General features: G+C 64.6%; 10 protein-coding genes. 4 read left to right on the top strand and 6 right to left on the bottom strand.

The features are described 5' to 3' along the window. Positions 1-119: 119 nt before the first annotated feature. Positions 120-1,499 (bottom strand): M20 family metallopeptidase, encoded by a 1,380-nt coding sequence (locus H8B02_RS16720; protein ID WP_229167232.1) that lies wholly within the window; start codon positions 1,497-1,499, stop codon positions 120-122. Between the two features lie 244 nt (positions 1,500-1,743). On the opposite strand from H8B02_RS16720, the gene H8B02_RS16715 reads away from it, so the two are divergent. Next, positions 1,744-3,126 carry an LLM class flavin-dependent oxidoreductase gene (locus tag H8B02_RS16715; RefSeq protein WP_229167231.1) on the top strand — a complete coding sequence of 461 codons (1,383 nt, stop codon included), beginning with the start codon at positions 1,744-1,746 and terminating at the stop codon, positions 3,124-3,126. A 283-nt stretch (positions 3,127-3,409) separates the two neighbouring features. Here the strand turns inward: H8B02_RS16715 and H8B02_RS16710 are convergent, their stop codons facing one another. Then, complete coding sequence (locus tag H8B02_RS16710) at positions 3,410-5,074, bottom strand: thiamine pyrophosphate-binding protein (protein ID WP_229167230.1); 1,665 nt, start codon at positions 5,072-5,074, stop codon at positions 3,410-3,412. 295 nt (positions 5,075-5,369) lie between these two features. On the opposite strand from H8B02_RS16710, the gene H8B02_RS16705 reads away from it, so the two are divergent. Further along, positions 5,370-6,899 carry a hypothetical protein gene (locus H8B02_RS16705; protein WP_229167229.1) on the top strand — a complete coding sequence of 510 codons (1,530 nt, stop codon included), beginning with the start codon at positions 5,370-5,372 and terminating at the stop codon, positions 6,897-6,899. A gap of 60 nt (positions 6,900-6,959) precedes the next feature. Here H8B02_RS16705 and H8B02_RS16700 read toward each other — a convergent pair whose 3' ends face one another. Then, positions 6,960-7,475 carry a GFA family protein gene (locus tag H8B02_RS16700; RefSeq protein WP_229167228.1) on the bottom strand — a complete coding sequence of 172 codons (516 nt, stop codon included), beginning with the start codon at positions 7,473-7,475 and terminating at the stop codon, positions 6,960-6,962. A gap of 125 nt (positions 7,476-7,600) precedes the next feature. Beyond that, positions 7,601-8,728, bottom strand: coding sequence for an alkene reductase (locus H8B02_RS16695; RefSeq protein ID WP_229167227.1), 1,128 nt, complete (start codon positions 8,726-8,728; stop codon positions 7,601-7,603). 162 nt (positions 8,729-8,890) lie between these two features. Between H8B02_RS16695 and H8B02_RS16690 the strand changes: the two genes are divergently transcribed. Next, complete coding sequence (locus H8B02_RS16690) at positions 8,891-9,274, top strand: winged helix-turn-helix domain-containing protein (protein ID WP_092123946.1); 384 nt, start codon at positions 8,891-8,893, stop codon at positions 9,272-9,274. A gap of 286 nt (positions 9,275-9,560) precedes the next feature. Here H8B02_RS16690 and H8B02_RS16685 read toward each other — a convergent pair whose 3' ends face one another. Next, positions 9,561-11,057 carry an aldehyde dehydrogenase family protein gene (locus tag H8B02_RS16685; protein ID WP_229167226.1) on the bottom strand — a complete coding sequence of 499 codons (1,497 nt, stop codon included), beginning with the start codon at positions 11,055-11,057 and terminating at the stop codon, positions 9,561-9,563. Between the two features lie 200 nt (positions 11,058-11,257). Between H8B02_RS16685 and H8B02_RS16680 the strand changes: the two genes are divergently transcribed. Further along, complete coding sequence (locus tag H8B02_RS16680) at positions 11,258-12,109, top strand: SDR family NAD(P)-dependent oxidoreductase (protein ID WP_229167225.1); 852 nt, start codon at positions 11,258-11,260, stop codon at positions 12,107-12,109. Positions 12,110-12,354: 245 nt separating this feature from the next. Here the strand turns inward: H8B02_RS16680 and H8B02_RS16675 are convergent, their stop codons facing one another. After that, positions 12,355-12,561: a hypothetical protein gene (locus H8B02_RS16675; protein WP_024581255.1), complete on the bottom strand. Its 207-nt coding sequence runs from the start codon at positions 12,559-12,561 to the stop codon at positions 12,355-12,357. Positions 12,562-12,703 lie beyond the last annotated feature (142 nt).

Here is a 12,703-nt window from a genome sequence, read left to right as displayed (position 1 = left end):
GTGCGAGCTCTTGCGAGCCTCGAAGGATGCACGGCCCCGCTGGTGGCCGATTCATCCTTCGAGGCTCGCTCCGCTCGCACCTCAGGATGACGGGGAAACAGCGAGCCCGTCCTTCAACCTTAAAGCGGCGTCTCGCCGAGATCCCAGAACAGGCCGGCCATGATGGTCAGCGCCTCCTCGGTCACCGGCAGCAGGATGTGCTCGTCGGGCGCATGCTGCGAGCAGCCCGGATAGGAATGCGGCACCCAGATCGTCGGCAGACCGAGGCCCTCGGAGAACACGTCGTTCGGCAGCGAGCCGCCGAAGTTCGGCAGCACCGCCGGCGCCTTGCCGGTGGTGGTGCGGATCGAATTCGCCGCCCACTCGATCCACGGGCTGTCCATGTCGGTGCGGGAGGCGCCAAAACGCTGCGCGCCGGAGACCTCGACCATCGGAAAGCCGTTCTTGTGCAGATAATCGCGCACCCCATCGATCACTTCGAGATACTTCGTGCCCACGACGAAGCGGAGCTGCAGCACCGCGCTCGCCCTGCCCGGAATTGCATTAGCGGGCTTGTCGATATTGCCTGACGACATCGCCAGCACTTCCAGCGTGTTCCAGGCATAGAGCCGCTCGGCCGCGGTCAGGCCCTCCTCGCCCCAATCCTCCGCCAGCGCCGGCTCGTCCGCCGTCGGCTTGATCTCGACGTCGGCGAGCGCGGCGCGCACGCGGTTCGAGATCGGTGGCGGTTTCAGGATCTCGAGCTTCATGCGGCCCTTGCCGTCCACCAGGCTCGCGATCGCGTTGACCAGGATCGTGGCGGGATTGGCCAGCACGCCGCCCCAATTGCCGGAATGGTTGCCACCCTCGCGCAGATTGACGTCGAGATGGATGCGGTTGCCGCCACGGCAGCCGAGGAAGATGGTCGGCCGTTCCGCCGACAGCCGCGGCCCGTCGGAAGCAATGAACAGGTCAGCCTTCAGTTCGTCGCGATGCGCCTCGCAGACCTCGCGCAGATCGGGCGAGCCGATCTCCTCGCCGGTCTCGATGATGAACTTGGCGTTGAAGCCGAGCTTGCCGCCGCGCACCTGCTTCACCGCGCGCAGCGCGGCCATGTTGATCGAATGCTGACCCTTGTTGTCGGCGGTGCCGCGGCCATAGACGCGATCGCCCTTGACCGTGGTCTGCCAGGGATTGAGCCCGTCGCGCCATTCGCCGACCATGCCGTCGACGACGTCGCCATGGCCATAGGTCAGCACGGTCGGCCGCGCCGCATCCTCCTGGTAGTCGGCGATCAGATAGGGCCCGCGGCCCGTCGGCGATTCGATCAGCCGGGTCTTGAAATCGAGCTCGGCAAAGGCCGGCTGCAGATTCTCGACCAGATAGGCGCGCAGCGCATCGGCCTTGTCGACATTCAGGCTCTCAGTCTGATAGCCGACCCTGCGGTCCAGCTCCTGCAAGAACTGTCCCGATTGAAAATGCTCTCGCACGTTTTCGATTGCGTCGGCCCGTGTCGCCATGATTGTTCCTTCGTCCGATCGCGTCTAGGCATGAACCCACCGGAACGCGACGCTTTGCGCCCGGATCATGCTTCTGGAGGCCAGGCCGGCAACCTATCGGGATCGGCGCGCCACCGGAAGGGTGTGAATCGCGAAGGGGGCCTTGCCAAAACGTGGGGAGTCGCAACAAGTTGCTGCGGGACGCCCGGCATCCGACCGGGCAGCATTCGAAGCGGCGCTCACGGTTTCGACCAAGGTTTCGACAATGACAAAACAAATCCGGCTCAACGCCTTTGCCATGAACTGCGTGGCGCATCAGTCGCCGGGGCTGTGGACCCATCCGCGCGACCGCACCAAGGACTACAACAGACTGTCCTACTGGACCGATCTGGCGAAGACGCTGGAGCGCGGCCGGTTTGACGGCCTGTTCCTCGCCGACGTGCTCGGCGTCTATGACGTCTATGCGGGCAATCCGGATGCGGCGCTGCGCAACGCGGCGCAGACCCCGGCCAACGAGCCGTTGATGCTGATTCCGGCGATGGCCGCGGTGACCGAAAATCTCGGCTTCGGCGTCACCAGCAACCTCTCCTTCGAGCCGCCCTACCCATTCGCGCGGCGGATGTCGACGCTCGATCACCTCACCGGCGGCCGGGTCGGCTGGAACGTGATGACCGGCTATCTCGATTCCGCGGCGCGCGGCGCCGGCAAGGACAAGCAGACCGCGCATGACGACCGCTACGAGCTCGCCGACGAATATATGGAGCTGGTCTACAAGCTCTGGGAAGGCAGCTGGGAGGACGACGCCGCGATCCGCGACGTCGCGCGCGGCATCTTCACGGATCCTGCGAAGGTGCATCGCGTGCAGCACGAGGGAGCCAACTACCGGCTCAACGCCATCCATCTGTCGGAACCGTCGCCGCAGCGCACGCCGGTGCTCTACCAGGCCGGCACTTCGCCGCGCGGCCGGCAATTCGCCGCCGAGCACGCCGAATGCGTCTTCATGTCGGGGCCTTCAGCGAAAGTGATCGGCCCGCGGGTGTCGGCGATCCGCGAGCTCGCCGCCGAGAAGGGACGCAACGCGGCCGAGATCCTGATGTTCTCGATGATGTGCGTCGTGGTGGCACCGACCGAAGCCGAGGCCAAGGCGAAATACGCCGAGTATCGCAGCCATATCAGCCACGAGGGCGCGCTGGCGCTGATGTCGGGCTGGACCGGGGTCGACTTCTCGACCTATTCGCTCGACCAGCAGGTCCGTCACGTGCAGAACGACGCCGGCCGTTCCGCGATGGACAACGTCACCCGCGCCGACCCCGATCGGGTCTGGACCGTGCGCGAGGTCGCCGAGCATGTCGGCATCGGCGGCGCCGGCCCCGTGGTGGTCGGCACACCCGAGCAGGTCGCCGACAAGATCGAGCAATGGTTCGAAGACACCGACGTCGACGGCCTCAATGTCGCGTTCGCGATCTCGCCCGGCGATTTCGAGGATATCGCCGACATGCTGGTGCCGGAGCTCGTCAAGCGCGGCCGCTACAAGCGGGAGTATGCCAAGGGCACCTTGCGCGAGAAGCTGTTCGGCGCGGGCCGCGCGAGGCTCGATGCGACACATCCGGCGGGGCGATATCGGGTGAAGAGCGCAGCGGCGGAGTGACCTGCGTAGGGTGGGTTAGCGACTTGTCCGCCGTAGCTCAACGAGCGAAGGCGGAAGCGTAACCCACCATCTTCGTCCAACAAACACCGGTGCTGATGAGAGGCCGGTGGTGGGTTACGCCTTCGGCTTACCCACCCTACGATTCATTTCCCGTCATCCTGAGGAGCGCGCTCTTGCGCGCGTCTCGAAGGGGCGACGGCCACTAGCCGGGCCGTGCATCCTTCGAGGCTCGCTCCGCTCGCACCTCAGGATGAGGTGAGAGAGGAGAGCGCACGGTGAAAAGTCAATTCACCGAATTGCTCACCATCACCTCGATCAGCTTCGCACCCGGCCGGCTGAACGCCGACTTCATCACACCCTTCAGCTCCTGCGGGTCGGTGACCTTGATCGCTTCGAGCCCGAGCGAGCGCGCGACGCCGGTGAAATCGACCGGCGGATCGATGAAATCCATGCCGACATAATTGTCGTCGCCATGGAAGGCGAGCAGGCGCTGCTTGATGATGCGATAGCCGCCATTGTTGACGATGACGAAGGTCAGCGGCAGCTTGTGATTGGCCGCGGTCCACAGCGACTGGATCGAATACATCGACGAGCCGTCGCCGGAATAGCACACCACCGGGCGCTGCGGATTAGCGAGGCTGACGCCGACCGCGGCAGGCAGGCCCCAGCCGATGCCGCCGGAGGCGAGCGCGTGATAGCCGTAGCGGTCGCGATGCGGGCGTAAGCCGAGGATCTGCCGCGACGAGGTCAGGCCTTCGTCGACCAGGATCGCGTTGTCGGGCATCGTCTCCACGACCTGCAGCGCCAGCCAATCGGGATCGATCGGCGAGGTCTGGCTCGCCTTCGAGATCTGCTCGACCAGCGCCTTGCGCTTCGCTGCCCAGTTCTTCGTCGAGAGCGCCGCAAGTCCCTGCTTTGCGCGCGTCTCCAGCGCGCCGCCGCCGAGCTCCTTCAATACCGGGACCAATGCGCGCAGCGTTTCCTTGACGTCGGCCTTGACCGCGATCTCTGCGCCATAGTTCCTGGCGAGATCGCTGTCGACCAGGCCGACCTGCACGATCGAGAGCCCATCCGGCAGCGGATCGACCTCGCTATAGACCGACATCCGCAGCGGATCGCCGCCGAGCGCAATCAGGAGATCATGCGGCGCCAGCACGTCGCGGGCGACCTTCTGCAGCCGCGCGATCGCGCCCATGAAGCTCGGGCTTTCGGAGAGGAAATGCGAACCATAGGGCGTCGGCGATTGCCACGCCGGGCAGCCCAGCGTCTCGGCGAGATCGGCCGCCTCGCGCAACGCGTCGCTTTTGACGATCTCGTCGCCGACGACGATCACCGGACGCTCGGCTTTCAGGATGCGCGCGGCCAGCGCCTTCAGCGAGTCCTCCGACGGCCGGACGCTTGTGTCGACCCGGGTGGAGCGGCCGAGCTCGATGCCGGCCTCCGCGTTGAGAATGTCGCCGGGCAGCGAGATGAACACCGGTCCCGTGGGCGGCGTGGTCGCGATCTTGGCGGCGCGGCGCACGATGCGCGGCACGTCCTCCAGCCGTGTCACCTCGACCGCCCATTTCACCAAGGGAGTGGCCATCTGCACCAGTGGACCATAGAGCACCGGCTCGGTCAGGCCGTGGCCCTGTTCCTGCTGGCCGGCGGTGAGGATCAAAGGCGTGCCGGTGAAGCTCGCATTGTAGAGCGAGCCCATCGCATTGCCGAGACCGGGCGCGACATGGACGTTGCAGGCGACCAGCTTGCCGGAGGCGCGGCTGAAACCGTCGGCCATCGCGACGACCAGGCTCTCCTGCATCGCCATCACATAGGTGAGGTCGGGATGATCTTTCAGCGCATGCATGATCGGTAATTCGGTGGTGCCGGGATTGCCGAACAGATGCGTGACGCCCTCGTCCTTCAGCAGCGCCAGGAATGCCGAGCGGCCGGTAATGCGATTCTTCATGTTCCCTCCAGGCCTGCCAGCGCATTGGCCGACGGCGCCGGTGGAGATGACCAAACTTGCGCTTGGGGAGCAATCGAGCCGCCGGTCATGGCCGCATTCCGCTGGCGCGCGCCTGGCTCTCCAGGGCACGCGCTCGTCATTCACTCCGTCCGCCAGCCAGCCCCTCGAAGGCCGGCGTTGGGGTAGACGTGAACCTCAACGGGAGCCATCGAATTGCGCGGCCGACTTTAACGCTACTTTAGCGAGAGTGCCCTAAAGCCACGATGGTTTGCCTTCATCAAGCACACAGAAAAGCATGCAGGGCCCGCAGACGGCTCGCTTCGATCGCGGGGCTGAAGTCATGGACGCGCTGGCGGCCTGGAACGGAACCAGGCTCGATAGAGGACCGGGAACGATCGGGCGCGAGAAGGTGGGACTCTATGTCTTCCTGATCGCAGTCACGTCCGTGTACTATCTGTCGAACGGGCCGCTCCTGCTCGGCCACCTTGATCTGGGATGGCACCTCGCCGCCGGAGACCTGATCAGAGAGCGCGGCAATGTCCCCTTTCAGGATCCATGGTCATTCACCCTCGGCGACAGGCAATGGTACAATCTGTCCTGGCTCTGGGACGTGATCGCCAGCGTGGTGTTTCAATACACGGGAATTACCGGCCTCACATTGGCGGTCGTTGCATGTGGCGCCGTCATCGCCGGATATCTCACATCGATCTGCCTGCGCAGCGGCGCCTCGACGCTTGCGGTCGGCATTTCCGTTCTCGCCGCGTGCCTGCTTTACCCTGCGTTCGTGACCGCACCTAATTCCTATCTCGCCGCTTCGCCGAACACCCCCACCATGTTGTTCTGCGTGGTTTTCTACGCAGAGTGCCTGAAGCGAACCAGATGGTTCTTGCTGCCGGTGATGATGGTGCTTTGGGCCAATCTGCACGGCGGCTTTGTGCTCGGGCTTTTCATCATCGGCATTTTCGGCGCCGCCTCCGTGCTCAGGCGGGACTGGGCAGGTCTTAGAATCTATGGTTTCGCAGCCGCCGGTTGCCTTGTCGCAATCCTGATCAATCCGCTTGGCTGGTACATCTACGACGGCGTCACGACCACGCTCGGCCATTTTGCGCAGGCGCACATCACCGAGTGGTGGTCTTATTCCGCGAACTTCACCGTGCCCGGGAGCATTCCCGGCATCGTCTACATCGCCGTATTTGCGGCGTTCGAGCTCCGCCACCCGGCCGCTTCGCCCGCTCCTTTGGAGTCCCGGCTGCTGTCCTGGCTGTTCCTGCTGCTGGGATTCTATCAGTACCGGTACATGTCGTTCTTCTTCATGTTCGCAACGGTGCCGCTGGCGCTTCACGTCGACCAGCTGCTGCCCAAACGACTAAACGACCTCAAGGTCCAAGGCTCGTTGCTGGTTGCCGGCATCGTTGCAATGTGCGCGCTGCCGCTGACCTTGATGGTCGTCAAACCGGCTCTCGCACTTCCGCAGCTGCTCTCGGAGCAGGATGCGCGCTATCTTCAAAGCCATTTTCCGCATGCACGGCTGCTGAACCACTGGAACGTCGGTGGGCTCCTGATCTTCTACACACGCGGTGCGGTGCCGGTGTTCATCGACGGCCGGTCGGCCACCGCCTATCCCGACGAGCTGCTGCGCGACTATTTCAGCCTGATCAAATGGGAGATCGATGAGGCCGCCTGGGACACCGTCCTCGCCAAGTACAAGATCGACACGGTGCTCTGGGTGAAGGCGCACGAACCTCTGAAGAGGTTCCTCGTCGACAAGAGAGGGTGGACCGAGGAATACGCAGGAACGGACGAGGTCATCTACGTGAAGCATTGACGTAGCCCGCGTCTTGGTGCGACGCCTTGCTCCGAAAGCTGACCCGCGCGACTTGGTGTCCTAGAACATCCCCTCGCGCTCGCTGCGCTTCTTCTTTTTCGAACGCTGCCAGACCACGCCGGGATAGCCCTTCAGCGGCACCAGCGGCTCGCCGGTGTAGGCCCATTCCTGCAATTCTTCGATCGCGATGTGATAGAGCGGCTGCCGGCCGGTGCGCCCGGAAAACAGCGCGCGCGGAATATTCACCATGTGCGGCGACCGCGCGCGCTCGTAGATGACGGGCGTGCCGCAATTGGCGCAGAAGCTGCGCGCGGTCTTGCTTTTCGCATCCTCGTAACGCGACAGCTCGCTCTCGCCCTGCGTGATACGGAAGCGCTTCTTCCAGCTGCCGACATAGGTCGCATAAACCGCGCCATGGGCGCGGCGGCTCGCGGCCGTGTGATCGTGCCAGGCCCAGCGCGCCGGCACGTCGATCTCGAACCGCACCTTGCCGCACAGGCACTGCCCGGCCGCGGGCTTTGCCAGCGCCACCGGCTTGGGCTTTTTCGTCGGCTCGAACTCGTCGTCCGGAAACATCGGGGTCTCCCGGTTTTGCTGGTCGAGCCATCGTAGCCCGGATGATCGAAGCGATATCCGGGAACAGCCTCACGTTCGGCCCCGGATGTCGCTTTGCTCATCCGGGCTACAAGAACAACGCGCGTCTACGCCTGCGCCATCTCGTCGTGCACGGGATAATCCGTGTAGCCCTTCTCCTCGCCGGCATAGAAGGTCGCGCGGTTGTACTTGGTCAGCGGATAGCCGCGTTGCAGGCGGCGCGGCAGGTCCGGGTTGGAGATGAAATAGCGGCCGAACGCGATCGCATCGGCATGACCTTCCGTGACCGCGCTCTGTGCGCTGTCGCCGACGAAGTTGCCGGCGGTGATCAGGACACCGCTCCACATCGGGCGGTACAGCACCATCGCGGACGGCACGTTCTGCCAGTCGACCTCGGCGCGACCGGTGCCCGAGGCACGCGGCTCGATGAAATGCAGATAGGCGAGCCCGAACTTGTCCAGCGCCTTGATGGCGTGGCTATAGAGCGGCATCGGGTCGGCCTCGCCGCTGCCATTGGCAATGCCGTAGGGCGAGAGCCGCACGCCGACGCGGTTGGCGCCCCAGACCTCGGTCACCGCCTGCGTCACTTGCAGCAGGAAGCGGACGCGGTTCTCGATCGAGCCGCCATACTGATCGGTGCGCAGATTGCTGTGCGATTGCAGGAACTGCTCGATCAGATAGCCATTGGCGCCGTGGATCTCGACGCCGTCAAAGCCGGCGGCGAGCGCGTTCTTCGCGCCCTGCCGGTAGGCCTCGACCATCACGGCGACCTCATGGGTCTCGAGCGCGCGCGGCGTCTCGTACTCGACCACCTTGCCGTCCGCCGTCATGCACTTGAACTCGGGCGGGATCGCGACCGCCGACGGCGCCACCGGAAGCGCGCCACCGGGCTGGAACGAGGAATGCGAGACGCGGCCGACGTGCCAGAGCTGCAGGAAGATCAAGCCGCCCTTGGCGTGCACGGCATCCACCACCTCGCGCCAGCCCGCGATCTGGGTATCGCTATAGATGCCGGGGACGCCGGGATTGCCGAAGCCGGTGGCGACCACCGGCGAGGCCTCCGCAATCAGCAGGCCGCCGGGCGTGGCGCGCTGCGCGTAATATTCCGCGTTCATCGGCCGCGGCGCGAGGCTCGGCCGCGCCGCCCGCATCCGCGTCAGCGGCGCCATCACGACGCGATGCTTCAGCTCATAGGGACCGACCTTGAGCGGCGAAAACAGCGATGGAGAACTCATGCCTACCCCAAATATTCTTGTGTGGTTTCCGTTATGGTGTGGGCATGATCCGCCCCGGAAAGCCGGTTACCACTTTTCCGGACCATGCCCGTTATGTCACGGGTTCATCTTGTTCGCAAAAGCAGGTAGTGGCAATCTAGCGAACAGACAAGCAGGCTTGCCATGTCGAAAACGAGCGCCACATCGCTCCCCTCGTTGAGCGTCCGCATCGATCTCGATGCCGAAGACCGCATCGGACCGGGCAAGATCCTGCTGCTCGAGCGGATCAAGGAATGCGGCTCGATCTCCGCCGCCGGCCGCGCCATGGACATGAGCTACAAGCGCGCCTGGGACCTCGTCGACGAGATCAACCGCATCTGCCGGCAGGCGGCGGTGGAACGCCAGACCGGCGGCAAGAATGGCGGCGGCGCGGTGCTGACCCCGTTCGGCCTCTCCCTGGTGGCGCGCTACCGCAAGATCGAGCGCGATGCGGCGACCGCCGTGCGCAAGGATCTCGAGGCCCTGCGCAGCGACATCGGCAAGCCGAAGAAGGCCGCGGGGCGGTAAGCGCTGGAATCGGCGGTCGTCGCAAGGGCGCGTTGCGAAAATAGCGAAAACAACCCCATGCAAAGTAGCCGACGGCGGCCGGCGTTCGACAAGGCAACTTGACGCGTCGGGCAAATCAGGGATATTCTTCTAATATTCCGAAATTTTGCAGACCTCGGGGTGAGGGCTTCCCTCCGCGAGCGCGCCGAGAGTTAGGACCTGTGCCCCCTCACCCGCCGCGCATGAGCGCGGCGACCTCTCCCCGTAAGCGGGGAGAGGTGAAGATAGAACGCAAGCGGTCGCGGCGCTAGCCCGTCTTGATCCAGACCGCCTTGACGTTGAGATATTCCTCGACGTGCTGCTTGCCGGACTCGCGGCCGTAGCCGCTCATCTTGTAGCCGCCGAACGGCACCGCCGGGTCCATCGCCTGGTAGCAATTAACCCAGACCGAGCCGGCGCGCAGCGCCTTCGCGACCTGGTGCGCCTTGCTGACATTGGTGGTCCACACACCCGAGCCGAGGCCGAAGGTGGTGGCGTTGGCGCGCTTGATCAGCTCGTCCGGATCCTTGAACGAGATCGCCGAGATCACCGGGCCGAAGATCTCCTCCTGCGCAATGCGCATGTTGTCCTGCACGTTGGCAAACACGGTCGGCTGCACGAAGTAGCCCTTCGACAGCGCGCCTTCGGTGAGGCGGCCGCCGCCGGCCAGCGCCTTGGCGCCTTCCTTCTGGCCGATGTCGAGATAGCCGGACACGCGGTCCATCTGCTGCTGCGACACCAGCGGCCCGATCTGGGTGTTGGGGTCGAGGCCGTTGCCGACCTGCAGCTTCTTGCCGAACTCGGCAACGCGGCCGACGAACTCGTCATAGACCTGCTGCTCGACGAACAGCCGCGTGCCGGCGCTGCAGATCTGGCCGGAATTGGCGAACACCGCCATCGCGGCCCCCGGCACCGCGGCGTCGAGATCGGCGTCGGCGAACACGATGTCCGGCGACTTGCCGCCGAGCTCGAGCGAAACGCGCTTGAGGTTGCCGGCCGAGGCGCGAATGATCGACTGGCCCGTGACGTGCGAGCCGGTGAAGGCGACCTTGTCGACATCGGGGTGCGACGCCAGCGCGGCGCCCGCGGTCTCGCCATAGCCCGGCACGACATTGACGACACCGGGCGGAATGCCGGCCTCCACGCACAGCTCGCCGATCCGCAGCGAGGTCAACGGCGATTCCTCGGCCGGCTTCAGCACCACGGTGCAGCCGGTCGCAATCGCAGGGCCGATCTTCCAGATCGAGGCGGTCAGCGGACCGTTCCAGGGGATGATGGCGCCGACCACGCCGATCGGCTCCTTCAGCGTATAGGAGAAGATCTCGCCGGGCAGCGAGTTCTCGATGGTCTCGCCGTGGATGGCGGTCGCCTGACCGGCGTAGTAGCGCAGCATGCCAAGGGCACGCAGCCGGTTGCCGCGGGTGCGGCTGATCGGCGCGCCCATGTCGAGCGTATCGAGCTGGGACAGTTCCTCGAAATTGGCTTCGACCAGTTCGGCGAGCTTGAGCAGCATATTCTGCCGCTCGAACGGCTTCACCTTGCTCCACGGCCCTTCGAACGCGCGGCGCGCTGCCGCGACCGCACGGTTGATGTCCTCGGCATCGCCCTCAGCGACGGACGCGAGCAATTCACCGGTGGCGGGGTTATGGGTTTCGAATGTCTTGCCGGAGGCGGCGTCGACCCATTTGCCGTCAATCAGCATCTTCTTGTAGGAGCCATCGGCATAAGGATGGCGCGTGATCGGAACAGCCTGCGAAACAGCCATGTTTGCACTCCCTGTAAAATGTCGGCTGAGGTGTGTTGGAAGCGTTATATCGGCGATTCTACAGCGCGGCCGCGAAACCGTAAAGCGAAGCCGGCGTTGTCGAGGGTGGCGGGCATGAAAACCTCCCATGCACCTGCGTGCATGCCAGGTGCGATATACTCATTTTCCAACTGAGCCACAGATGTGTCCGGAGACCGACGATGCCCCACCCCGTGATATCAGCCAATCATGTTGCCGTGATCACCGGAGCCGCATCCGGCATCGGGCTTGCCGCAGCTAAGCGGTTTGCCGAAGCCGGCATGAAGGTCTGCATCGCCGATCTCGGCGATGACAGGCTGAAGTCGGCCGCGGCAAAACTGTCATCCGCCGCACCCGGCGGCACCGCCGACATCATGACGGCTGCGGTCGATGTCAGCCGCGCCGACGAGGTCGCAAGCCTCGAGGCCGCGGTCGCGAAAAGGTTCGGCGGCACCGACATCCTGATGAACAATGCCGGCATCCAGCCCGGCAGCGCGATGTTCGGGCCCGCGGACAATTGGCAACGCATCCTGGGCGTCAATCTGTGGGGCGTGATCAACGGCACGCAGGCGTTCGCGCCCAACATGATCAATCGCGGCCGGCCGGGGCTGATCATCAACACCGGTTCCAAGCAGGGCATCACCACGCCGCCGGGCGATCCCGCCTACAACGTCTCCAAGGCCGGCGTGAAGGCGTTCACCGAGGCGCTGCAGCACGAGCTGCGCAACACCGATGGCTGCAAGATCACGGCGCATCTCCTGATCCCGGGTTTTGTCTTCACCGGACTGACCGCGCGCGGCCGCACCGAGAAGCCGGCCGGCGCGTGGACAGCGGAGCAGACCGTCGACTTCATGATCGAGCACCTCGCCACCGGCGATTTCTATATCCTTTGCCCCGACAATGACGTGCCGCGCGCACTCGACGAACGCCGCATCCTGTGGGCCGCCGGCGACATCGTCGAGAACCGCCCGCCGCTGTCGCGCTGGCATCCGGATTTCGGCGATGCGTTCGCGGCGTTCGTGAAGGGGAAGTAGTTGCGTAGGGTGGGTTAGCGAAGCGTAACCCACCTTTTCTCCCACCGCGGCGCAAATGGTGGGTTACGCCTTCGGCTAACTAACCCACCTTACAAGGCTATCACCGTCATCCTGAGGAGCGCGCTCTTGCGCGCGTCTCGAAGGATCGACGGCCACCGGCCGGGCCGTGCATCCTTCGAGGCTCGCTTCGCTCGCACCTCAGGATGACGGGACAAATAGAACCGGATGGGTCAGGGCGGGCTCGCTCAGAGCGTTTCCTGCTTGTGGTCACAGTTCTTGCAGGTGAACTTGACGCGGGACTGGCCCTTTTCCGCCTGCACCCGGTTCGGCGCGCCGCATTTGCCGCAAACGGCCTCGATCCGGGTCGTGCCCTGCTTGATGACCAGGTTCCGCTTTTCCATGGTCTCGCGGATCAGGCGCTCGGCCTCCTCGCGCAGCGATTGCTTCGACATCATCTCCACCGGTCTTTGGTTAGCGGGCGGCGTCATAGCACGACCGCATGAAGCTTTGACAGCGGATATCGCACCTGATCTGTCAGCGCCTAGAGCATTTTCGGTTCTGATTGAATCAGAACCGAAGCTCTAGATTCTTGTT

Origin of the sequence: Bradyrhizobium altum (genome assembly GCF_020889705.1) — a bacterium.
Classification (GTDB): domain Bacteria; phylum Pseudomonadota; class Alphaproteobacteria; order Rhizobiales; family Xanthobacteraceae; genus Bradyrhizobium; species Bradyrhizobium altum.
The sequence above is the reverse complement of the archived record's forward strand: the minus strand, read 5'-3'. Positions and strand labels throughout refer to the sequence as shown.